At 43.7% G+C, this 24,946-nt stretch carries 20 protein-coding genes; 4 read left to right on the top strand and 16 right to left on the bottom strand.

Going from position 1 to position 24,946, the window contains the following annotated elements; genetic code table 11:
• Positions 1-257: 257 nt before the first annotated feature.
• Positions 258-1,367 (top strand): DUF362 domain-containing protein, encoded by a 1,110-nt coding sequence (locus ACTNEW_RS02575; protein ID WP_441057469.1) that lies wholly within the window; start codon positions 258-260, stop codon positions 1,365-1,367.
• Positions 1,368-1,378: 11 nt separating this feature from the next.
• Positions 1,379-1,615, top strand: a complete 237-nt coding sequence (locus tag ACTNEW_RS02570) for a DUF6783 domain-containing protein (protein ID WP_441057466.1) — start codon at positions 1,379-1,381, stop codon at positions 1,613-1,615.
• On the opposite strand, the gene ilvA is transcribed toward ACTNEW_RS02570, so the two are convergent.
• The 16 genes from ilvA to ACTNEW_RS02490 form a co-directional block, all read right to left on the bottom strand.
• The gene (ilvA, locus tag ACTNEW_RS02565; RefSeq protein ID WP_441057463.1) at positions 1,531-2,742 is read right to left on the bottom strand and encodes a threonine ammonia-lyase; all 1,212 of its coding nucleotides are present in this window, start codon (positions 2,740-2,742) and stop codon (positions 1,531-1,533) included. The genes ACTNEW_RS02570 and ilvA overlap by 85 nt on opposite strands.
• Before the next feature lie 60 nt (positions 2,743-2,802).
• Positions 2,803-3,741 carry a signal recognition particle-docking protein FtsY gene (ftsY, locus tag ACTNEW_RS02560; protein WP_441057460.1) on the bottom strand — a complete coding sequence of 313 codons (939 nt, stop codon included), beginning with the start codon at positions 3,739-3,741 and terminating at the stop codon, positions 2,803-2,805.
• 26 nt (positions 3,742-3,767) lie between these two features.
• A complete protein-coding gene (smc, locus tag ACTNEW_RS02555) occupies positions 3,768-7,328 on the bottom strand; it encodes a chromosome segregation protein SMC (protein WP_441057457.1) in 3,561 nt (1,186 codons plus the stop codon).
• Complete coding sequence (gene rnc / locus ACTNEW_RS02550; RefSeq protein ID WP_441057455.1) at positions 7,319-8,023, bottom strand: ribonuclease III; 705 nt, start codon at positions 8,021-8,023, stop codon at positions 7,319-7,321. Before rnc ends, smc begins: the two co-directional genes overlap by 10 nt.
• 176 nt (positions 8,024-8,199) lie before the next feature.
• On the bottom strand, positions 8,200-8,448 hold the full coding sequence (acpP, locus tag ACTNEW_RS02545) for an acyl carrier protein (protein WP_441057453.1): 249 nt from the start codon (positions 8,446-8,448) through the stop codon (positions 8,200-8,202).
• A 2-nt stretch (positions 8,449-8,450) separates the two neighbouring features.
• Positions 8,451-9,497, bottom strand: coding sequence for a phosphate acyltransferase PlsX (plsX, locus tag ACTNEW_RS02540; RefSeq protein ID WP_441057451.1), 1,047 nt, complete (start codon positions 9,495-9,497; stop codon positions 8,451-8,453).
• An 81-nt stretch (positions 9,498-9,578) separates the two neighbouring features.
• Complete coding sequence (locus ACTNEW_RS02535) at positions 9,579-10,115, bottom strand: NUDIX hydrolase (RefSeq protein ID WP_441057449.1); 537 nt, start codon at positions 10,113-10,115, stop codon at positions 9,579-9,581.
• Between the two features lie 29 nt (positions 10,116-10,144).
• Positions 10,145-11,971 (bottom strand): ABC-F family ATP-binding cassette domain-containing protein, encoded by a 1,827-nt coding sequence (locus ACTNEW_RS02530; RefSeq protein WP_441057447.1) that lies wholly within the window; start codon positions 11,969-11,971, stop codon positions 10,145-10,147.
• Positions 11,972-12,158: 187 nt separating this feature from the next.
• Positions 12,159-15,374 (bottom strand): SpaA isopeptide-forming pilin-related protein, encoded by a 3,216-nt coding sequence (locus ACTNEW_RS02525; RefSeq protein ID WP_441057445.1) that lies wholly within the window; start codon positions 15,372-15,374, stop codon positions 12,159-12,161.
• Positions 15,371-16,588, bottom strand: a complete 1,218-nt coding sequence (locus ACTNEW_RS02520; RefSeq protein ID WP_441057443.1) for a SipW-dependent-type signal peptide-containing protein — start codon at positions 16,586-16,588, stop codon at positions 15,371-15,373. Before ACTNEW_RS02520 ends, ACTNEW_RS02525 begins: the two co-directional genes overlap by 4 nt.
• 17 nt (positions 16,589-16,605) lie before the next feature.
• Positions 16,606-17,172 carry a hypothetical protein gene (locus ACTNEW_RS02515; RefSeq protein ID WP_441057441.1) on the bottom strand — a complete coding sequence of 189 codons (567 nt, stop codon included), beginning with the start codon at positions 17,170-17,172 and terminating at the stop codon, positions 16,606-16,608.
• The gene (locus ACTNEW_RS02510; protein ID WP_441057439.1) at positions 17,169-17,816 is read right to left on the bottom strand and encodes a TasA family protein; all 648 of its coding nucleotides are present in this window, start codon (positions 17,814-17,816) and stop codon (positions 17,169-17,171) included. Before ACTNEW_RS02510 ends, ACTNEW_RS02515 begins: the two co-directional genes overlap by 4 nt.
• A 19-nt stretch (positions 17,817-17,835) precedes the next feature.
• Positions 17,836-18,312: a signal peptidase I gene (locus ACTNEW_RS02505; RefSeq protein WP_441057437.1), complete on the bottom strand. Its 477-nt coding sequence runs from the start codon at positions 18,310-18,312 to the stop codon at positions 17,836-17,838.
• Between the two features lie 476 nt (positions 18,313-18,788).
• A complete protein-coding gene (locus ACTNEW_RS02500; RefSeq protein ID WP_441057435.1) occupies positions 18,789-19,610 on the bottom strand; it encodes a carbohydrate ABC transporter permease in 822 nt (273 codons plus the stop codon).
• A complete protein-coding gene (locus ACTNEW_RS02495; RefSeq protein ID WP_441057433.1) occupies positions 19,607-20,488 on the bottom strand; it encodes a carbohydrate ABC transporter permease in 882 nt (293 codons plus the stop codon). The genes ACTNEW_RS02500 and ACTNEW_RS02495 overlap by 4 nt, the downstream gene beginning before the upstream one ends.
• 194 nt (positions 20,489-20,682) lie before the next feature.
• The gene (locus tag ACTNEW_RS02490; RefSeq protein WP_441057432.1) at positions 20,683-22,002 is read right to left on the bottom strand and encodes an ABC transporter substrate-binding protein; all 1,320 of its coding nucleotides are present in this window, start codon (positions 22,000-22,002) and stop codon (positions 20,683-20,685) included.
• 351 nt (positions 22,003-22,353) lie between these two features.
• On the opposite strand from ACTNEW_RS02490, the gene ACTNEW_RS02485 reads away from it, so the two are divergent.
• Both ACTNEW_RS02485 and ACTNEW_RS02480 read left to right on the top strand, forming a co-directional pair.
• Positions 22,354-24,246 (top strand): sensor histidine kinase, encoded by a 1,893-nt coding sequence (locus tag ACTNEW_RS02485; RefSeq protein WP_441057430.1) that lies wholly within the window; start codon positions 22,354-22,356, stop codon positions 24,244-24,246.
• Positions 24,164-24,922, top strand: a complete 759-nt coding sequence (locus ACTNEW_RS02480) for a response regulator transcription factor (RefSeq protein WP_441057428.1) — start codon at positions 24,164-24,166, stop codon at positions 24,920-24,922. Before ACTNEW_RS02485 ends, ACTNEW_RS02480 begins: the two co-directional genes overlap by 83 nt.
• Positions 24,923-24,946 lie beyond the last annotated feature (24 nt).

The following is a 24,946-nucleotide window of genomic DNA, read 5'->3' as shown; positions in this document are numbered from 1 at the left end:
ATCTCATTACCCGGTACATCAAAAAATAAATATACCCGATACGGATACATCCCTTTTCAATATAACCCAGCCGTTTGGTAAAATCAAGTATTTTTCCATTTACGGTACGTCATGAACCATCCTATGTTACTGCGAAAAAATGAACAGTAACAGATCCCGGATAATAATATAAAACCTTTTATGAAACAGCTTGATAAAATTGCGGATTTCGTGTATGATTCTTCTTAGCAATTTAATCAAACAGGGAGGGTTCTACTATGGAAAAAGCAAAGGTTTATTATACCAATATGCGTACCGGTTTTAATGATGGTCTTCTGGATAAATTAAGACGCCTCATTCTGAAAGCCGGTATCGATCAGATTGATTTTGAAGGCAAATATACTGCCATCAAAATTCATTTCGGCGAACCTGGCAACCTGGCATTTCTCCGTCCCAATTATGCAAAAGTTGTTGCTGACATTGTAAAAGAACTTGGCGGCAAACCATTTCTGACAGACTGCAACACCCTCTATGTCGGCGGACGCAAGAATGCTCTGGATCATCTGGACACTGCATATACCAATGGATTTTCTCCTTTTTCTACCGGATGTCATGTACTTATTGCAGACGGACTGAAGGGAACAGACGAGGAATATGTTCCTGTAGAAGGCGGCGAATATGTAACAGAAGCAAAAATCGGACGTGCTGTCATGGATGCGGATATCTTCATTTCCCTTTCCCATTTCAAAGGACATGAAGCGACCGGCTTTGGCGGCGCTCTGAAAAATATCGGTATGGGATGTGGTTCCCGTGCAGGAAAAATGGAAATGCACAGTGCCGGCAAACCGCATATTGACCGCGAACTCTGTATCGGATGCCATCGCTGCGAAAAGATCTGCGCCCACGATGCACCTTATTTCACAGACAAAAAAGCTTCCATTGACCATGACAAATGCGTAGGCTGCGGCAGATGCATCGGTGTCTGTCCAAAAGATGCCGTACTTCCCGCATCTGATGAGTCCAATGATGTACTCAACTGCAAAATTGCCGAATATTCCAAGGCAGTTATCGACGGACGCCCGAATTTTCATATCAGTCTTGTGATCGATGTTTCTCCGTACTGTGACTGCCATGCAGAAAACGATGCTGCTATCGTACCGGATGTCGGATTCTTCGCTTCCTTTGATCCGGTTGCTCTTGACATTGCCTGCGCAGATGCAGTCAATGCACAGCCAATCAATGCCAATTCTCTTCTTGCAGAAGCAGACCATGAAGGCCATGACCATTTCGGTGCCGTTTCTCCATCCACCAACTGGAGATCCTGTATCGAACATGCAAAGAAAATCGGCATTGGCACCGATGAATATGAACTGATTGAAGTAAAATAATTCGTTGCTCCATGAAAAAGACCAGGTCGGAAATTTTCCGGTCTGGTCTTTTCTTACTTTCTGATTTTTCAGCTCTCTATGAGGGCAAATATACCGTAAAGCAAAATGTACAGATATCAGGAATGTATTTTCAAACACGATCTGTTTTTACACAAACTTACAATCACAGACTTGCGCGGATCACACGTGGTCTGCAGCCTGCATCTTCCAGTGCTCTGACGATTTCGTTCTTATGTTCGGTTCCGTAAGCCTCCATCGTGATTTTCAGTTCCACTGCTGCATTTCGATTGGTGCTGACAAACTGATTATGATCCAGTTTAATGACATTTCCCTGTTTCTCTGCAATGATCGTAGCCACACGGACAAGCTCACCTGCTTTGTCCGGAATCAGTACAGAAACAGTGAAGATTCTGTCACGCTGAATCAGGCCATGCTGTACAACGGAAGACATGGTGATCACATCCATATTTCCGCCGCTTAATATGGATACCACCTTTTTATTCCGAAAATCCAGATGGCGAAGAGCCGCAACCGTCAGAAGTCCGGAATTCTCTACAATCATCTTGTGGTTCTCAACCATATCCAGGAAAGCTACGATCAGTTCATCATCCTCTACCGTGATCACATCATCCAGATTTTCCTGAAGATACGGGAAAATTTTTTCTCCCGGAGTCTGCACCGCAGTACCATCCGCAATGGTATTGATATGAGGAAGTGTCACTACTTCTCCCTTATTCAGAGAAGCTCTTAAACATGCTGCTCCAGCCGGTTCTACACCGATCACTTTAATATGAGGGTTCAAAAGTTTTGCAAGGGTAGATACACCGGTGGCCAGACCGCCCCCTCCTACCGGAACCAGAATGTAATCCACCAGAGGCAGTTCCTGAATGATTTCCATGGCAATCGTACCCTGACCGGTTGCTACCGCCAGATCATCAAACGGATGGATAAAGGTGTAACCTTCTTGTTCCGCAAGTTCCATGGCATATGCACATGCCTCGTCATATACATCCCCCTTCAGGATTACTTCTGCACCATAACTTTTGGTTCTTTCCACCTTGATCAAAGGAGTGGTGGTCGGCATAACGATCACCGCTTTTACGCCAAATTTGTGTGCAGCATAGGCAACTCCCTGTGCATGATTTCCTGCAGATGCGGCAATCAATCCTTTTGCTCTTTCTTCCTCAGAAAGCGTGCTGATTTTATAATAGGCGCCGCGAACCTTATAGGCACCGGTACGCTGCATATTTTCCGGCTTAAAAAACACTTTATTTCCAGTAAGATCACTAAAGTAACTGCTCTTGATCAGTTTTGTCTCCTGTGTCACTTTTTTTACAATTTCTGATGCCTCTTCAAAGCTCTCTAATGTAAGCATTCTAAGTCTGTTCCTCCTGACATGTTTCTTTGGTTTGGTATATTTGTACAGCATTCTGTACTACTCGTCTGCCGCGCGGTTGAACAGCGCATCCACAAATGCATCTGCGTCGAATTTCTGAAGGTCCTCAATGCTTTCTCCCACACCGATGTATTTTACCGGAATATCCAGTTCAGACTGAATGGCAACCGCAATACCGCCTTTGGCTGTTCCATCCAGCTTCGTCAGAATAATTCCTGTTACATTTGCCACTTCTGCAAACTGTTTTGCCTGCACAAGTGCATTCTGTCCGGTCGTTCCATCCAGAACAACAAGGGTTTCCAGATACGCTTCCGGATATTCTCTCTCCAGGATTCTGTAGATTTTGCGCAATTCTTCCATCAAATTCTTTTTGTTGTGAAGACGTCCTGCTGTATCACAGATCAGGACATCCGCATTTCTGGCTTTTGCAGCAGCAACTGCATCAAATACCACAGATGCCGGATCAGCTCCGGACTGACCGCCGATAATCTCCACCCCTGCGCGGTTGGCCCACTGGGTAAGCTGTTCTCCTGCTGCCGCACGGAAAGTATCTGCAGCTGCGAGAATCACTTTCTTTCCCTGATCTTTCAGTTTGCCGGCAAGTTTTCCTACGGAAGTCGTCTTGCCCACGCCATTGACACCGATTACCAGAATCACAGATTTCCTGTTTTCAAATTCATATTCGGTACTGTCCACTCTCATCTGCTCTTTGATACTGTTGATCAGCAGATCCTTGCATTCTTTCGGATCACGGATATGCTTCTCCGCCACCTGTTCCTTCAGATGTTCCAGTATGGAAGAGGTCGCATTGATTCCAATGTCTCCCATGATGAGAATTTCTTCCAGTTCCTCATAAAAATCATCATCAATACTGGAATAGCCGCTGAAGATCGAATCAAAACCGGCTACAATATTATCTCTGGTCTTGGTAAGTCCGCTTACCAGACGTTTAAAAAAACCTTTCTTTTCTTCTGCCATATGCTTCCTCCTCGTAACAGCGTTCCCTATTTGCTCAGCTGATTCTCAACAAGATCTACGGAGACAAGCGTGGAAACACCTTTTTCCTGCATGGTGATACCATAAAGTCTGTCAGCAGCATTCATGGTACCGCGTCTATGTGTTATTATAATAAACTGTGTGTTTTTCGTCAACTTCTGAAGATATGAGGCAAAACGGCCTACATTGGAATCATCCAGTGCTGCTTCAATCTCATCCAGAAGACAGAACGGTGACGGTTTCAGATTCTGAATGGCAAAAAGAAGGGCGATCGCTGTCAGCGCCTTCTCTCCACCGGAAAGCTGCATCATGTTCTGCAGTTTTTTGCCCGGCGGCTGGGAAATGATCTTAATTCCCGCTTCAAGAATATCCTCATCTTCTGCCAGTTCCAGTGTACCCTTTCCTCCACCGAAAAGCTCTTTGAAAGCCTTGTCAAACTCTCTCTGGATATCTCGGAATTTTTCTGTAAACTGCCGTCTCATACCTTCATCCAGTTCCTGAATAATTCCTTCCAGTGTCTCCTCCGCCTTAACCAGGTCATTATACTGTCCCGAAAGGAAGGTATGACGTTCCAGAAGATTTTTATAATCTTCAATGGCATTCACATTAACTGTGCCAAGTTTACGGATTTCATCTTTGATCACCGCAATCTGCTTTTTCATGGCATCGCGGTCATTCAGCTCTTCCTTTCGATACTGCAGTGCATTATTCGGAGTAATCTCATATTCCTGCCACAAATAATTAATCTGGGATTCCATATGTTCTTCCAGTTTTTCGATCTGGCTCTTCAGACGGAAACACTCTCTGTCCAGAAGGCTGATATGCCCGGACAGTTCATCCCTTTTTTCAAAGAACGCTTTGTGGCTTGCATTTTTTTCTTCTTTTTCTTTTTGCCACTGCTCCATCTGGTCAGTGTCCTGCTTCTCTTTTTCCCTGCATGCGGCAATAGCAGACTTCAGTTCTCCGATTGCCTGCTCTTTTTTTGCCATTTCCACACTGCCTTCCAGGAGAAGCTGCTCTATGCCTTCTTTTTCTTCCTGAAGTTCCTGCATTTCCAGCACCAGTCGGTTCAGATTTTCCTGCGCAAAATCTGATTTCTGTTCCATGGAAGAGGTTTCCAGACGGATGGATTCCAGTTCCCTGCTCTTTTGGGTTTCCTCTTCATGGAGTTCATCCAGCTCCTTCTGTTTGCTCTCGATAAATTCTTTCAGTTCCGCTTCATCTTTCTGTGAAGCTTCCAGTTCCTCAGTAATATGGCTGTTATCCTCTTTGATTTCATCTACCTGACGTCTCAGCTCCGCACGCTCCCGCTCAATCTGAGCATAACTGTTTCTGATTTCTTTTTCTTTTTCAGTAAACTGTTCCAGATTCAGCTTGGCTGTATTCTGCGCTACATACTGGCTGCGAAGTTTCTCCTGAAACTCTGCAATGGTGTCCCGGATCACATTTCTCCGGCTCCGGTTGGCATCAATGGACTTTTGCATCTCATCCATATCTTTTCTGAGTGCCTTTACACTTTGTTCCAGTTCCTCAATCTCACGGCGTCTTCCCAGAAGATTACTGTTATTTTTAAAAGCACCACCTGTCATGGAACCGCCCGGACTGAAGGATTCTCCCTCCACAGTAACCATACGCAGACTGTGCCGGTATTTTCTCGCAATGGCAATGGCATTGTCGATATGATCCACGACCAGAACGCGGCCCAGAAGATATTTCACAAGACCTGTATACTCACTGGATGTACTTACAAGATCACTTGCCACACCAATGACGCCCTTTTCCCTGAGAGCATCCTTCTGCTGAAAATCTCCACGGAAGCTGACACTGCTCAGCGGAAGAAACGTTGCCCGTCCATAACGGTTTTTTTTCAGAAATTCAATCATCTGCTTGGCAGTCTGTTCATTGTCTGTAACAATGTTCTGAATACTTCCGCCAAGGGCTGTTTCAATTGCAATCTCATAGTCTTTGTTGACCTGAATCAGATCTGCTACAACACCTTTGATGCCTTTTACGCGGTCTTTCTGCTCCATAACACGGCGGATACTGTTGCCGTAACCTTCGTACCTCTCTGTAATGTTTTTCAGAGATTCCAGTCTGGATTCTTCTCTGTGATAGGCTGTCTGACCGATTTCCATCTGTGCGTTCTGCTTTTTCAGTTCAGCCTGCAGATTCTGTACTTCTCCATCCAGACGGACACATTCCTCATTCATGGACTGAATCATGGAACTGATTCCATTATATTCCGTCTGCGCTTTTTCGCGGGCTGTTTTCAGTTCATCCTCTTCCGTCTTCAAACGAAGAATTCTCTGGTTGATTTCCGCCCGCCTGATATCCATCTGTTCCATCATGGTATCAAAGCGCTGTGCCTTTCCCTTAATGGTAGACCGGCTGTTGAGAATCTCAATGATCTCGTTTTTGCCTTCTTCCACAGAAGCGCTGCATTCCTGCGCATTCACCTGAATCGTTTCCAGATGTTCCTCTCCTGTTTTTAACCTCTGACGGATTTCTTTCAGAGCTGCACGCAATTCTGATTTTTCCTGTTCCAGTTCTGCTTTTGCGTTTTCTCTTTTTTTCAGGTCTTCTTCGATAGCCGTCATTCGGCTCCGGTAATGCTGGTCTGTCTGATGTCCTGAGGAAATCTGCTCCTCCAGAACATTGATCTGCCCTTCATACTGCTGGGACTGCAGGATATTCTGCTGGGATTCCTCCCGCAGGGCGTCCATTCTGGAATTCAGTTCTTCCAGTGCTTCTTCCAGTTTTTCATATTCTACTTTTGTCTTTTCAAAAGATGCCTGGGTTTCTTCCAGTTCTTCCTGGGCAGCATGACTCTTTATGTCCAGTTCTTCCAGTGCTTTTCCTGTATATTCATGATCGGTGAGAAACAGATTGACATCCAGTTCTCTTAACACATCTCTCTTGGCAAGAAAAATCTTTGCCGTTTCTGACTGTTTCTCCAAAGGTCCCAGCTGTTTGGTAAGCTCACTCAGAATATCTGTTACACGCACAAGATTCTGGCGTTCTTCCTCCAGTTTCTTGATCGTGGTATTTTTGCGTCGTTTAAATTTTACGATTCCAGCTGCCTCATCAAAAAGCTCCCGGCGTTCTTCCGGCTTTCCGCTTAAGATTTTGTCAATCTGACCCTGACCGATAATGGAATACCCTTCCTTACCGATACCGGTATCGTAAAACATTTCATTAATATCTTTGAGACGGCAGGCACTTCCGTTGATCAGATACTCACTCTCACCGGAACGGTAAAGCCTTCTCGTAATCGTTACTTCATTGTAATCCACCGGAAGTTTATGATCGCTGTTGTCAAGGGTGATTGCCACTGAAGCAAAGCTCAGAGGCTTTCTGGTTTCTGTTCCCGAGAAAATAACGTCCTGCATATTGCCCCCTCGGAGCTGTTTGGCACTCTGCTCTCCAAGCACCCAGCGAACCGCATCACCAACATTACTTTTACCGCTGCCATTCGGTCCCACAATGCCGGTAATTCCGTTATGGAATTCAAAATTGATTTTCTGTGCAAAAGACTTGAACCCGTGTACTTCGATGTTTTTTAAATACATATCCCACCTGCTGATTTCATCTTACGGATTGTCTCATAGGCAGCCGCCTGTTCTGCAGCTTTTTTGGTATGTCCCGTACCAACGCCCATCTGGACACCGCCAATGGAAGCACTGACTGTAAAGCTTTTATTGTGATCCGGTCCTTCTTCTTTTAACAGGGTATATTCCACAGAAGACTGATTGCTGCCTTCCTGAACAATTTCCTGTAAGATGGTCTTGCTATCATAAAAGAGCTGTTTATGCTCGATATCATTCAGAATAAAATTCAGTACGAACTCCTTTGCGCTAGCAAAACCACCATCCAGATAAATGGCACCAAGAAGTGCTTCCGTAGCATCTGACACGATGGAATCTCTCTGTCTTCCGCCGGTCATGTCCTCTCCCTTTCCCAGAAGAAGATATTCCTGCAGTCCAAATTCTCTTGCGCAGAAAGCAAGGCTTGGTTCGCAGACAAGACTCGCACGTTTTTTTGTCAGTTCGCCTTCCGGAACGGAAGGAAATTTATGATAAAGAAATTCACTGCTCACCACTTCGAGCACTGCATCTCCGAGAAATTCCAGACGCTCGTTGCATCCGAGTTTTCCCAGTTTTTTTTCGTTTGCATAGGAGCTGTGGGTCAGAGCCTGCTCCAAAAGGCTTTTACTCTGGAACGTATAATGGATTTTCTGTTCCAGTTCCTGCATTTTTTTATTCAAATTCTCTCACTCCGATCCATTTGACCGCGGACATTCGAATTTTCCAAATTGCCCGCGGCATGTTTTCTGTGTTTTGGTATTATGCTGTTTTTGTGTTTTGGTTTTCTGTGTTTTCGCTTTTTTTGTTTTTACTTTTACTTCGTTATTGTCTGCATTTTCAGTATTTCCTAGATTTATCAGTCCATAAATCCGGTTTTTCCCGTAATCCGGCGAATGGCTTCCACTGCACCTCTCACCGTCAGAATGCCATCCACGGTATCACTGTCGATCTCAATGTCGTACTCTTCTTCCATTCCCATAATAATCTGAAAAATATCCAGAGAATCCGCACCAAGATCATCCACAAACGAAGTATCTTCCGTAATAGATTCCACTTCTATATTCATTACTTCCGCGATAATTCGTTTCAGCTTTTCCAGTTCCACTTTTAAGCCTCCTGTTCAGGAGTTTTTGCAGTATCTTCTTTTGCAGCAAGGATGCGCTCTGCAATTTTTGCATTGATCTGCTGCTGGGTAAACTGTTCACACTGGAAAATCGCATGACGGATTTCGATTGCTTTTGCACTTCCATGGGTTTTGACCACAAGTCCCTTCAGTCCCAGAAGCGGAGCTCCGCCATATTCACTGGCATCAAAATCTTTCAGTGTCTCTTTCAGTGCAGGTTTTACCAACAGGGCGCCAATCTTGCTGCGAAGATTTTTCATCATTCCGCCCTTGATTTTTTTCATCATGGCAGCGCCCACGCCTTCATAGAGTTTCAGAATCACATTTCCCACAAAAGCTTCACATACAATGACATCCGCATAGCCCATGGGAATCTCTCTTGCTTCAATACTTCCGATAAAATTAATATCTTTACATGCTTTCAAGAGAGGGAAGGTTTCTTTTACAAGAGCATTTCCTTTTTCTTCTTCCGCACCATTGTTGACAATGGCGACTTTCGGATTTTTGATTCCTACCACATGCTCCATATAAATGGAACCCATTTTCGCAAACTGAACCAGATGAGACGGACGGGCATCTACATTTGCTCCGCAGTCGATCAGAAGAGAAACGCCCTCCAGAGTCGGAAGCAGCGGCGCAAGAGGCGGTCTCTCCACACCTTTGCTTCTTCCCACGATTACCTGTCCTCCTACCAGTACCGCACCGGTACTTCCGGAAGAAACAAAGGCATCCGCTTCTTTTTTCTTCACCATATTCAATCCCACTACAATGGAAGAATCCTTTTTCTTACGGATTGCATTTACCGGCGGTTCCGCGGTCTCAATCACTTCGGATGCCGGAACGATCTCGATCTGATCCTTTGGATAGTCCGGATATTTTGCCAGTTCTTTTTCAATCACATCTTTCTGTCCCGTAAGGAGTACGTGAATCTCCTTTCTTTCTTTTACGGCTTCCACAGCACCCTTTACCGGTTCCACCGGGGCATTGTCTCCACCCATTGCATCTACTACAACTCTTACAATTCCTGCCATAGGTAAACCTCCTGATTTCTTTATATTATCCATAACTTATTTTTACATGTAGCAATTAATATTTCTATGTTCGAACAATAATCATACTAAATAATCCTTATAAAAGTCAATAGATTGCCAGAAACTTTGCGGCTCTATGGGAAGCTTCAGCTCTCTTCCGTCCAGAACAGCCTCTGTCAGTACATCTCCCCGGTAGGTCAGCTTCAATGAAAAAAACGGCGCATTGTCCCAAAGAAGTTTGAAAAAAATCAGATCCCCGACCCACATTTCCAGTTTGGGAAGATCTTTCTTCGGTACCCATTCCAGGGCTCCCTCGTCGCATTCTTTTAAAGTTCCTGTAAAACCATCCGCTGTATACAGACACATATATTCTGTTCCATATCCTTCCTGGGTAAATGTAACAATTCCGCGGAACCGGTAGGAAGTAAGTGTCAGACCTGTTTCCTCATATGCTTCTCTCAGCATACATTCTTCCGGACTTTCTCCCTCCTCAAAGTGTCCTCCGATTCCGATCCACTTATCTTTATTCACATCATTTTTTTTCGAGATACGGTGCAGCATCAGATATGCATCATTTTTCTCCACGTAACACAGCGTGGTCAGCGGACTCTTTTTCATACAAATCTCCTTTTGTCTCTAAATCTCTTTTATTTTTTCTGTGCCTCAATTTTTTCTGCAAGATCATTCAGATAAACCCAGCGGTCCATTTTTTCTTCCAGCGCAGCTTCCGCTTCCTCTTTCTTTTTCGTCAGCTCATTCAGCTTTCCGGAGTTTGTGGCATTCTTCATGATTTCCTCTTCCAGAGAAGAAATTTTCTCTTCCAGAGCAGCGATTTCATCATCAATGGTTTCAAATTCCCGCTGTTCTTTAAAAGTAAATTTCAGCTTCACAGGACGATTCTGGTTCTGTTTCCAGTCTTTTCCGGAAGTACGCGGTTTGTCTTCCGGTTTTGCAGCTCCTGTTTTTGCAGAAATGTCCGGATCCATTCCCTCTTTTCTCTTTTTCGCTTCCAGATAATCTGTATAACCGCCCTCATACTGTGTCAGATTTCCCTCTCTGTCAAACTCAAAAATGCGTTCCGCAAGATTATCCAGGAAATACCGGTCATGAGATACTGCAATCACAATACCGGCAAAAGAATCCAGGTAATCCTCCAGTATGGTCAGTGTCGGGATATCAATATCATTGGTGATCTCATCCAGAAGAAGCACATTCGGCGCAGCAGCAAGTACTTTCAGAAGATACAGACGTTTCTTCTCACCACCGGAAAGCTTGGAAATCGGTGCGTACTGCATGGCAGAATCAAACAGAAATCGCTCCAGAAGCTTTGCTGCACTTACCAGTCCTTCCTTTGTCGGAATGTATTCCGCAACATCACGGATATAATCAATTACCCGTTCACTGGTATTCATATCTTCAATTTCCTGAGAAAAGTATCCGATTTTTATGGTTTCTCCGATTTCTATCTCTCCGGAATCCGGCTTCATGATTCCCGCAATCATTTTTAACAGTGTAGACTTCCCGCAGCCGTTCGGTCCGATAATCCCCAGCCGCTGATTTTTCAGCACGATATAATCAAAATCACGAACACAAACCTTCGTTCCAAAGCTCTTGGAAATATGATGCAGCTCAATTGTCTTTTTTCCCATACGAGTCTCTACAGAATCAATTTCCACGCTCTGGTCACGAACCGGGGCTGTACCGTTTTTCAGTGCTTCCAGCCGCTCCAGTCTGGCACGCTGCTTGGTACTTCTGGCACGGCATCCGCGTTTGGCCCATTCCAGTTCCATGCGAAGCACACTCTGTCTTTTTCTCTCAGAAGCAAGTTCCATCTCTTCCCGTTCTGCTTTCAATTCCAGAAATTTGGAATAATTTGCCTCATAGGCATACAGTTTTCCGTGACTGATCTCCAGAATTTTATTTGTCACACGATCCAGAAAATAACGGTCATGAGTAACCATGATCACAGAACCGCGGAACCGGTTCAGAAAATCTTCCAGCCAGGACGCCATCTCATTATCCAGATGGTTGGTAGGCTCGTCCAGAATCAGCACATCTGCCGGATTGACCAGCATTCGCGCAAGGGCAACTCTTTTCTTCTGACCGCCGGACAGGTGCTCCACCTCTTCCTCATGGTTGGTAATCCCCAGACGATTCAGTACTGTTTTCGCATCTGTTTCCGGATTCCAGCTTTCTTCCTGATTTCCGTCTGTCACGTAGGAAAGTACCGTTGCCCCCTCAGGAAACTGCGGATGCTGAGGAAGATACGTCACCCTCAGTCCATTCTGCATAATTACCTGTCCTTCATCCGGCATCTCCAATCCTGCAATGATACGAAGAAGGGTTGTTTTTCCAGTTCCGTTAATTCCGATCACACCGATTTTTTCTCCCTGACTCATGCCATAGGAAACATCGTCAAAAATCACTTTATCTCCATAAACTTTGCTGATATGTTCTATATTTAGAATATTCATACGGGTTTTACCTCATTTCCTATAATCCGTCAAATCAACTTCTTATTATATCATAAGTCCTATAGACGCTCAATGAAAAAAATACCGGCTGTTATCATGTCTTTCCATCGATAACAGCCAGTATTCCATCTTTTCAGTCAGGGATTTCTGCTTCGTTTAAAAATACCGATATGAAATTTTCACTACATCATGACAAAGGTATGGTATTCTTTAACACATCGTTGTGAAGATAACGGTCATACCTGGCTTTTCGGTTGATAAAGGTAAGAGACGCACGGTTATTTACAGCTGTCAGAGTGACATTTCCATACGCGATTTTGACAGGAAGTGTCCCATAAGACGGCGAAGCATTTTTCGTAACCGTAACGTTAGATGTGTTTGCTATGACATTTTCCAGATAATAATACAGAACCTGTTTTTCAGAAACACGATAAGACCCTGCCGGAATGTTTTTGAAGGTAATCTCCAATGTGGCATATCCATTCTCATCCACCGTATATCCATCCTGAGAAAAGCAGATATAATTCTCATATTTCCGAACATTGCCCTTTGTATCCGTTCCTTCCACAATAAAGCGGAACACCGGATCCCCATGTGCCCAGATTATCTCATTTTCTTTGATCTTTTTGATGATGGATATTTCTCCAAGCGGCGGCCTGTCCGGTTCATTGACTGCTTCAAAGATATCCGGTTCCGGCCGGGACTCTGTCAGGACAAATTCCTTTTCCCAGGATCCGATATAACCCGAAGGTGCTTTTGTTTCCACCACTTTGAATTTCCCCTCATTTTGGGGTGTGATAGACAAGTCTTTAGAACAATAAAGACCACTGTTTTCATCGTAAACAATTTTAGCACGGTCTCCCAGCGTATTTTCGTATTTCCCGGTATTTTTCTGGTACTGATACACCGTAAATTCCGCATCTTTCAGAATCGTACCTGTTTCAGAAGCAGTTTTTCTGATTTTGATCCGCCCTTTCGGATAGACGACCGGCGTATTCTCCACAGTAAACTGAAGCTTCGGATTTTCCTCCATCAGATTGATCTCCTGCTGAAAACTTCCGGTATATCCTTCCGGCACTCTTGTCTCCACAATTTTATACCGCCCCGTATTTTTGTCTGTAATATCCAGGATTTCACTATAGTATCTGCCAGTCGCCGCATCATAAGTCAAAAGCGTCCCAATGGACTCATAAGCTCCCACTGCATTGTCCCATGAATAAACCGTAAACTCCGCATCCGACAAATTATTTTTTGTTACAGAATCCAGTTTCACAAGTTCTATCCGTCTCGGACTGACTTCATTTTCAGCTGTAAATTCAAACAGCTCTTCCTGGCCCATTTTGGAAAGTGAAAATTCCCGGCTGAATATCCCTGTAAAACCACTTGGATTCTGTGTCTCTCTTACAAGAAATTTTCCCTGATTGTCTGATGTATACCGGATGATATCCGATTCATAACGTTTCAAAGAAGCATTATAAGAAAGATTGACACCATTCGTATAGGAATTGCTGTTTTTGCTCCAGGAATACAGGGTAAATACTGCGTCCGACAAAATCAGTTCCGTATCGGCAATTACTTTCTTAATGGACACTTTTCCATAGGAATCGGGAATCTCGCTCACACTTACAGATACCGTTGCATTCTGCTTTACAGTTACAGGATGCTTTGCCGAATCGAGCAGATAATTCTCGGCTTCCGTCCCTGATTTGATGCTCGTTTCCATCAGATAATAATTGCCTGTTGGAATATAAAGAAAGGTAAGTTTCCCGTTCTCATCTGTATATCCACCGGTAACTCTTTCATCTTTTTTATAAATCGTTACCCCGTTAGAAACAATATTTTCTGCAGCTCTCAGCTGATAACCGGCACCTTCAATCTTTTCATCCGGATCATGATCCGCGCTCTTCTCCAGCACAACCGTTCCACTTGGCGAAGGAACAAAGGTCAGAGATAATGTCTCTCTGGCACCTTCATAATAATAAGTGCCCAGATTCTGATAATCGCTCCCGTTCATCTGGATATCTCCATTGATGCAGATATACTGTACCGGTTTTAAAACAGCTGTATAACTGAATTTTTTGGAAGCTGTCATGTTATAGGGAAAAGCGAAACGGATTCTGGCACCTTTATATAATGTCACGCTTTTGCCTTTTGCCAGCACCCTGGGATTGCTCAGACCCCTCTCAGAATAATCAGAAGAGCTTGTCCAGTACCCCATCACCCAGGTATCTGTTGAACCTCTGGTAAATTTGATACCATTCTTTGCCTGACTGGCCATCAGGGAATAAACAGAAGAAATCTGAATTCCTTTGGTCATCCCGCTCCAGTTCAAAGAATCCGGAACATTCCTGTAATAGGTCAGATTTCCTTTCATGTCTTTTACAGAAACCGTATCTCCGTTAATATCCTTCCCGCTGAATTTGACATCTTTCACATTGGGAATTGCCAATGAAGTCAGTTTTGTAATCCATCTGTTCAATCCTACATGCTCACACTCCGCTGCTGTCGCTCCGCCCACATCACCGGAATAAATTTTGCTGAGTGCATTATGGGTCAGCACATACCGGTTTGCCATCTTTGACCAGTCACAATGGTTGCAGGTGGGATCATAAGTATCACAGATATCTGCGGGGCCTCCATATCCATAGTACAGGATTTTCCTGATAGATGAATTTGTCAGTGCTTTGATTGCCTCATCTTTCAGAGTCATGGAGGGAGTCATCGGTCCTTTTTTGCTTGCATTCAGACAATAGACCGGCGCTTTGTGAGATACGCCCTCATCATCCGTGTATTTGATTTCCCGGTAGGAGGTACCAAGATGGGTACTATGATTGCCGTCATAAATCCAGACTTCATCCATATTCAGATAATCGCCCCGCGTCATGGTAAATTTACTGGTTTCCGCTGCAAGACTGATACCTTCATCCGACAAAGCACTCACAGTGGCCGCGCTTGTCAGAGCTGTATTGAGCACAGGAGCCAGAGCAATCATTTCTCCTTCCTCTATCCCTTCTATAAGCGGATCATCTGCTCCTTCTGTCTGAAGCAATCCGGCATTTTCTTCAGTAAACAGAACAAACTCATAGTCATCCGGAAATTCTTCATTTTCAAAGGAATCCTGTGTTTCTTCCACATCAATGGACGTTCCGCCGGAATTCTCCTCGGACTCTATGGAATTCTCCCCGGACTCTATGGAATTCTCCCCGGAATTTCCAGCATTCTTTCCAGATTCTCCGCTATTCTCTGCAGCATTTTCCGCAGTTTCTTCCTCCCCACCAGCTTCAGTCACTGTCTGAACCGGTTCAAATTCCACAATTTCTGATTCTGCTGCAGGCATGGAGCCAAACACGGGCGATGCCGACACCAACGCTGCCAGAAGGAAGCACCCCATTTTTCTTTTCATCGACGAACATCTCCTTTCCTGATGATCAGAAGTGTTGTCCCAGTCAATATGGATACGATAGCCATGATCAGAAGACGAAGAACCTGCGTTTCATCTGCGGTTTTTACCGGTTTTGCATTCCCGGTTCCTGTACTTCCGGTGCCCGGATCAGATGTATTCTGCTGCAGATCCGGTTCTGGTGTCGCAGACGGTTCTGTATCATCCTCATACACAGAAAAATACCATTTTACAGCCGCATCACGAAGCGCATAAGCGTTGTTCAATTCTGCAGGCACAGACACTGTAAAATCCAGAACTCCTCCTTCTCCCGGCTGAAAAATCCCGAGAGAAATCTCTTCCTGCAATTCTTCTGCAAGAAGATTGCCGGAATAAATCACCTTTCCATCCATGGCAATCATCAGCTGAAGTTTCCGCAGCAAATCCATGCGGTCTTCTCTCTGGCACACAATTCCCGTATGAAAAAAGATTTCCGCAGGACGCTCTGTGGTATTTTGAATATCTGCAGAATCTTTGAACACGTCCCCCGGCATAGCCGTCCCGAAATTGGAGAAAAAATCATCCGGCACTGCCAGAAGCTTATGTGCACTGCCGTTGAATTCCACCGATAATTCCACATGGTGATCTGTGGAAGTGACCATCCCGTTTTCTTCATGAATACAAAGTTCTATCTCCTGATTTCCCCACGGAGACATGGCGTCGAAATCCGGTTGGAAATTTGCAGCCTGAATCGCATCAGCCTGAATCTCCACCGTCAGATTCTGAGAAGCATGGACTTCTGTCCACTCTTCCGGAATTTCCAGAGAATGAAAAAGAGTTACGGTTTCTCCATAATCAAGGATATCCGTATAGTAATAATAATCTCCCTGTTTCACCCACTGTTCCGAAATCCCCTGAATCCTGTCATCTGACAGCCCTTCCAGTTCCTCCCGGTCATTCATATAAGAAATTTGGGCTCTGATCCAACAGGGCTGCGCCTCGTTGGTGATCCGGGGGATTTTTGATACCACATCCCCCGGAAAAACTGTTTTGGGATTTGTATAAGGACTCTCGACACCGGATGTTTGTTCATATTCTTTCAGAATGATATTTACATCTCCAACAGCAATCTGATTCTTCACTGTTACAATATCCGAAAAATACCCATACGTCGCGGATACACATAATACCAGCAGAACTGCCGCACATATGCCCCATTTCTTTTTCCGTATTCGCAAAACAGTGTTCCTCCTTCCTAAACAGAGACAGGACTGAGATAAAAGTTCCATGCGGTCTGATAATCCGTAAATTCACCTGCTTCCACAGATTCTTCATACACATCGATATGGAACTCGCTGATTTTATCCAGATAAAGTGTATCGATTTTTCCTCTGTCTATGGAAAATCCGGTAAACAGAGGTGTCGTGGACTGTCCCTCCTTCAAAAAGGTTTTGTAATAATAATAGCCATCTTCACTGTTATATTTCCAATTTACGATGTCCAGCCCGATAAGAGTCACACCTCTGGCAATATCATAATTGGAATACGACACGGATACCCGTACATAGCAGTCCACATTAAATCCATTTTCTGCTGCCGAAGTATTTTTTACCCATACCTTCTTCGGATATTCCGTATACTCCTGATCACCCGGAGGAGAAGGTTCCGGAAAATGCTCTTCGATATGCGTTTCATTTTTTCCGATGGCTACTCTGTTTTTCTGCAAAGAATAATCAGAAAAATAGGAAAATGTCCCGCCAATACATAAGATCCCGGTCAGCACCGCTGCACATAGAGAAACCGGTATTTTCTGTCTGATCATTTTGTCACCCCGCCGGTCTGTCCATTATTCTGCTGCACATATTTCTTATATGCTTCTGTTGCCTGCTGTACAACAGTCCCTCCGTCTCCGCCGGTATTGACTGTCTGAATCGCATAGGCATTCACCGGAATATCAAACTGTCTGGTATCGATCTGGCCTTCTATCACATTGGCAAAGGTCACCGTATCAAAAAGCGTGGTTGTCGTCTGTCCCGGCTTTAACACTTTATTATATGCAAACGTATAAACTCTGTTGGTACCGACTGTCTTTGCCTCCAGCTGTGTCCAGTCTGCTTTTTTCGTAAAAGTGAACAGTTCCGTATTCTTTCTGTCAATCCGGTTTCCGGAGGCATCTGCGGTAATCACATCTGCCGTTGGAATGGAAACCTCAAGGTAAACAAAAGCATCATTCACTCCGGCGTTCTTCACCTGAGGGTCCTTGCGGATCTGCTGGGTGGGTTCTATTTTTGTATTATCCTCCGGTTTCCAGTTTGGTTCTTCCAGTTCGATATCCACTTTCCCGACTGTAAATTCATTAACTGTTCTGTCATAATCTGTCAGATATGCTATGGTTCCACCTGCTGCGATTGCTGCTGCCGCACAGCAGACTACTGCTGTTCTGATTACTGTTTTTTTAATTTTCATATGATTTCCCGCGCTTTTTTCAGCGCTCTCCTTTTCTCTTATTATTTAGAAATACGGGCCTGATTCCTGTGAGAAAGAACAGAAGACTTATCATAATGATCCATACCGCAATGCTCCTGTTCTGAAGATAAGAAACGACATAACCTAAATAAGGCAAAGAAAAACAGACCGTTCCCACAACATGGGAAGGAAGAACCGAAACTGCGTCAACTCCCTGATTGGCATCTCCTTTTGTCACATAAAAGCCATCCTCAATCCGAACGACCCGATGTGTGACTGTAATATCCTGAAGCTTATATGTAATCACATCACCAACCTCCGGTTCTCTGTTGTTTGTATCTGTAAAGACCATTCCGCCGGCAGGAATTTCCGGAGCCATAGACCCCGACAATACACTGTAAGGACATATTCCCGCCATGCGAAGCAACAACAGCCCGAACCCTAAGAAGATCACAATTCCTTCAAGCCCGCTGATCATCCATCGAAAAAATTTCATTGCCGCTCCCTGTATCAGAATATTTTGTTTGAAACGTCAGCCAAAAACTTCTCCGGCGGAGAACGTCTGCAGTATTTTTTATCCAGAAATACCCCTCCTTTTCAGAAATATTGAATATTCGCCTGCATACAGGCATTACGGAATACAAAACAATTTTCCTGAAATCGGGATTCTGGTTTTTATTTTACAATCAATAAAAAAGGAATCATAAAAAGACAGGTTTTCTCTTCTGGTAAATAGAAAAATAAATGATTGAATGATATCAGACCATGCGAATTTTTGAAAGAACTTTCAGAAACAGCAAGATGAATATCAGAAATTTTTGAGATGGTTTTATCTTAACGTTCATAACAGAAAAAGTCAATGCATTTTTCTGTTTTCCCCTGATAATCGTTCGACAGAAAATGGCAAAAAAATCCGGAGACTGCAAACAGCAATCCCCGGAGACGGAGAATCCTGCAAAACAGGATTCTTTCTTATTCTTTCACTGCACCCGATGTCATACCACCGATAATATATTTCTGTCCAATCATATAAACAATAATAACAGGAATACAGGTCAGTACAATATCTGCAAAAATATAATTCCAGTAACTCTTATTCTTTCCGAAGAACTGATAAACAGCCATTGTCATCGGAAACAGTTTGCTCTTGCTTGACAGATACAATGGTGTCAGGAAATCACTCCATACACCCATAAACTGCAGGATAAAGCAGGTCACCATAGTCGGTTTCAGAAGCGGCATGATAATCCGGAAAAACAGGCTCACCGGACCTGCCCCGTCGATTACCGCAGCTTCATCCAGTTCTACAGGAACGGATGTTACAAAGTTACGGATTGTAAATACACAGAATGGAATCATGGAACTGGTAAATACCGTAATAATACCAATACGTGTATCATTCAGATGAAATCCGGTAAGGACACGAACCAGTGTTACATAGTTTACCGGGAAAAACAATCCGCAGAGAATAAAATAATAAATAAATACATTTAATTTTGTCCGTTTACGGCACAACACAAAGGCTGCCATTGCACAGAGGACAACCCCCAGCCCGGTGGAAATCAGGGCATAAGACAAACTGTTGAGAAATCCCTGAATCAGATTTCCCTTGTCAATAACCTCCAGGTAGTTATTAAAATACCACTCTGTCGGAAGTGCCAGGCTCATTCTTGCAGCCTCTGATTTTGACTTGAATGAATTGATCAACACCATATAAAACGGTACCAGAACCAGAAGGCTTAAGAAAATACATACTGCATGTTTCAGAACTGTCTGAATTCTTCTCTTCGTCATTGCTGCACCTCCTGTTTACCAAGTGTTCTGACAATCAATACACCTACAACTGCTGTAATCAGAAGAAGGATACTGTTCAATGCTGTGGACATGCCATATTGCCCTTTGGAATACAGCTGGAATGCATAGGTTGTCATGACTTCTGTCGCATGTCCCGGACCACCGTTAGTCAGAACGTAAACAATATCGAATACTTTCAGACCATAAGTAATACCAAATACAAGATTGATCATAATCGAACCGGTCAGCATGGGAAGTGTCACATAACGCAGTCTCTGCCAGAAGTTTGCACCATCGATCTGTGCAGCTTCATAATAGGATCTGGGAATGGTATTCAGACCTGCCAGGAAAATGGTCATAACATAACCGATACCTCTCCATGCATCCACACCGACAATGGATTTCCATACCACATTCAGATCAGACAGCCATTTCTGTTTCAGAAAATCCATATGCAGAACTTCAAAAACAGCATTCAGAAGACCTGTATTGTAATTCAGAATCGACTTGAAAATCAGACCGATGATCACAAATGGAAGAATGGATGGAAGATACATCACTGTACGATAAAATCCCTGTCCTCTCAGACCTTCCTGCAGCATAATTGCGATCAGAAGTGCCGGGATCAGCTTCACAATATTGGAAACAACAGTAAACATCAGTGTATGTCCAATACCATCCATATAGTTTCTGTCTGATGTAAAAATTTCAATATAGTTCTGAAGCCCCACAAAATGTGTTCCGTTCAGCACACTTCTGGAATTCCAGTCCGTAAAGGAATATCCTACACCCATAAAGCTGGGAAGCAGGAAAAATACCACATAAAGCAGAAGCGGTGCGATCAGGAACCACTGCGGGTATATCTTCTTTTTATTCACTGAAATACCTCCTTATCTTTTCACATACAGCAATCCTTTTCTTTCGGACCACTGCCTCAAATATTCTCTCACACTTTTCTGTCATTGAAAAATGCGATGCTCTTTCCTACAATGAACAGTGCGAAGGAAAACTCCTCCGCACCATCCGTCATTTTTTCTTATTCGTTATTCGAAGAATCTGTTCTTCACGATTCTTAGTTCCATGCTTCATCGCCTACAGTTTTTGCAGCTTCTGCACGATTGGTGTCCATATTTATCAGAACATCATTTGCTTCCATTTCACCCAGGCAGTAGGAAACCATATCCTGTCCGAAGTTCATCCAGTAATCATTGGTATATTTGGTTCCGTTCTGAAGTACGGAAACGGACATTTTTTCTTCAGGAATACTTGCCATAAATTCCTCTTCTTCCGGCAGCCAGTGCTGTTCCAGAGCATCATCATTTACATGAAGGTTGGTGAAGGAACGTGAATTGTCAAGAATTTCCTGTAAACTTTCGGTTGTTGTTACAAAATTGAAGAATTCTTTTACAAGTTCCGGATGTTCGCTTCCATTGTAGCCAAACATTGTCGGACCAGCCGGGCTTGCCGGGAACCAGGTATTATCTCCAAGAGGCTCAAGGAATAAACCAAATTCATCTGATGTACCTGTTTCTTCCACAATCTGTTTAATAAAGCTGGAGTTTGCCAGTGCCATTGCACAGTTTCTGTCACCAAACTCATTTACCATATTGGTGCTGTCTGTTCCGATCCAGTCTTCTCCGAAATATCCTGCATCAGACAGTTCTTTAAACTGTCCAAGAACTTCCAGCATCTTTTCATTATCAGCAAAAGTTGCGGTATTGCTGTTCAGTGCATCATATAAACCAGGCTGAGCTTCTTCGTAGCAGCCGCCGATCTGGAAGAATGCAAGCTGATGCTGCCATCCGTCTGCACCAGGCATAAACCACGGGGTAATTCCTGTTTCTGCAATCTGTCCGCATAAAGTCTTCAGTTCCTCATAGGTAGTCGGTACTTCCCATCCGTTCTCTTCAAATAATGTCTTGTTATAAACCATTACATACTCCGGAGAGTTGTGCCAGATCTGAAGACCGTATAATTTGTCATCGCATTTACATGCATCAATACGTGCTTCCGGAATCTTGGATTCCCATTCAGCGCCTGTAAAATCGATACAATATTTTTCCGGATCAACAATTACCGATTTGATTGCAAATGGATTTGACTGGATCCAGAAAATATCAGTACAGGAATCGGTAGCCAGTTTGGACTGCAGAAGATCGGAATACTGGTCAGCCGGAATGGTCTGAAGGTCTACTGTTACATCGTAAGTATCTTCAAAACGTTCGATTGTTGCATCATAACGGTTGTCCATCCATCCTGCAGATACAAGGATGCTCAGTTCTTCCCCTGCAAAATCTGTGTTCTCTTCTGCGGAAACAGTCACAGCCATTCCTGCTGTCATAGAAGCCACCATAGCAGCAGCCAACATCATTGATAAAGCTCTTCTCTTCATATTATTTTCCTCCTTATTCAGCTTTACTTGCCGTTCTTGCTTATGAGGTAAGTTTACCAGAGCAGCCGGCTTTAATCCATGGATTATCGCATCATGTTTTTGTACTTTTTTCACATAATACAGGAATTATTTTTCTGCACTTATACTATATGCACAAGTAGAATATGAATTTTTCAGTCATTTTATCCAATTCCCTTCGGATTGTATTTGTGATTTTTGTATTTATATGGTATACTGTCATATAGATACACAGAATCTGCCGCTGAAAAATCCCGATACACGAAGTTCTCATTTTTTCACGTTTTCAGGGCAGAATCATCCCAGTCACGATATATCAGGGAGGCTTCCATATTGAAACTAAAACAGAAAAAACTTCAGACCAAGCTCTTTCTTGCATATATTACGGTCGCATGCCTGGTGCTTTTTTCATTTGCTGTCTTTTTTTATGTATTTGTGTCACGCCAGCTTACAGACAGCAAGATCCAGGCAATGAATACGCTGAACTCCAGTTTTCTCACTCAGGTAGATTCGGAAATCGAGGCACTGGATAATGTATCCGTAAATATCAACTATACAAATATTTCCAAATCCATTCTGGACCAGTCCTTTGACCTGAACATATCCATGGATATGCTGGAAGAAATGACAGATTTGTTCATTGCTCTTTCCGGAACAGAATGGAAAGCCGACCAGATGAATCTGTACGATACTTCCGGTCATGTCCTGCAGGCAGGCCTGACCACTATGGTAAAGTCCGCAGGAACCGACGAAATCGAATGGATTGAGCAGGCACGTGCACTTCATGGAGTAAAAATCATCTCACATCCTTATGAAACAGATCGATACTCCAAGTCTAATAAATACAAACAATGGTTCCTTTCCCTGTATCGTTCCTTCAATAACCAATATGGACGTTCCGTAGGCGCCATAGAAACTGTCAAACAGTGCAAATCCATTTTTAAAAGCGTAATCTCCTACGAAAAAAAGAACAAAAAAGACGCAGCCAGTATTTATATCTTTGATAAAGAAGGTTTTCTGATCTACCCCTATGAAATTGACCAGGAAACTGCTTCTCTCATTGAAAACTATTATCCACTGGCTAATACGCTGGAAACAGGCGCTCCCTTTTCCAGTCCTCTTACCGGCAAAAAGGAATATGCAGCATCCGATTTTTCCAGTTATACAGGCTTCACCTATATGACTGTCATGCCGGAATCCATGATTCTCTCACCGGTGTATCATCTTCTGGAAATTCTCCTGGGAGTTGTTGCCCTCCTCCTGATGATATCCGCTTTTATCTCTTATCGGCTGTCACGTTCCATCGTACGCCCGATCAAGCATCTGAAGCATATCATCCAGAGACTGGAACTGGATACTCTGGGCAAAGAAAAAGCCACGTCCTACCCGGTCTCTGTCAATGAGCTGGAAGAACTTTATCAGGCTTTTCAGATCATGAGCGACAGTATGAAGGATTCTATGAATCAGCTGATGGAAGCCAAGGAACAGGAGATCAAATCACGTTCTCTTGCGCTGCAGTCACAGATTAATCCGCATTTTTATTATAACACCCTGTCCAGCATCATTGTTCTTGCGGAAAACGGTGATACAGACGTTGTGGTAAAAATGTGCAGAAATCTTTCTAATATTATGCGGTATATCACTAACACCGGAACCACGATCGTCACTCTCAGGGAGGAACTGGATTATGTGCAGAAATATCTGTACTGCATGAAAGTACGATATCAGACCAGTCTCAATTACAGTATTGAGGTACCGGAAGAGCTGCAGCAGGAAAAGGTTCCCAAACTGATCATACAGCCTATCGTGGAAAATGCCATTAAATACGGAACAGACTGTCAGCCGCCCTGGAAGATTACGGTACGGGGATATCAGACAGAAGATTACTGGGTCATTGAAGTCGAAGATTCCGGTACCGGCTTCACCCCGGAAGCCATTCAGAAAATATCAGGAAATATTGAAAAAGCGATACAGACACCCGGTCTGCCCGATCTGAAGATCAACGGACTCGGTACCTTAAATGTTTATCTCAGATGGAGACTGTTTTGCGGAGAGCACTTCATTTTTAACTATGGAAACACAGAGAAAGGTCATGGAATCGTGTCCATCGGCCGCTATCTCAACAACACGCGGAGGGAAAGCAATGCCAATGAAATACACAGTAGTAGTTGCGGAGGACGAGGAACTTCTGCTGAACAATCTTGTTCAGAAAATTCAGAAAGCTGACGGGGAATTTGAAGTAATCGGCCAGGCTCAGACCGGCAGCCAGGCTTACGAGATCATACAGAAAAGCAATCCGGATGTGGTAATTACGGATATCCGCATGCCGGTCATGGATGGAATTACTCTGCTCACAAAGGTTCGCGAACAATTCCCTCTTACCAAATTTGTGATCACAAGCGGTTTTTCTGATTTTGAATATGCCCGGAGTGCCATTGCCCTGAAAGTTACAGACTATCTGCTGAAACCGGTCGACCCGGAAGAACTTTCCAATGTTCTCCTGAAAATCAAAAAGGAGTTCCAGATCACCAAAGCAAGCTATGAGGAAGTCTTTCACAATGATACCGCGCGAATGACTCCCCCACAGATTGCAGCTCTTCTGAAAGATTTTCTTGTAGAGAATTATGCTCAGGACGTTAATCTGAACCTGATCGCCAATATCATGAATTACAGTCCCAGTTATCTGACAAAAATTTTCTGTCAGGTCTATGAGCAGACACCGAGCAAATATATTACCAATCTCCGGATTTCTCATGCGCAGCGGATGCTCCTTCACAATCCGGAACTGTCCATCCGGGAAATCGGTGAAATGGTCGGCTATCATGATCAGGGATATTTCAGCAGAATCTTCAAAAAACAGACAGGGCTCAGTCCCTTTGAGTTCCGTGGAAACGCTTCATAAAATCCGGCCGAAACTGATCAAACC

This window comes from Blautia sp. HCP3S3_G3 (assembly GCF_052063365.1).
Lineage (GTDB): Bacteria > Bacillota > Clostridia > Lachnospirales > Lachnospiraceae > Blautia_A.
The sequence above is the reverse complement of the archived record's forward strand: the minus strand, read 5'-3'. Positions and strand labels throughout refer to the sequence as shown.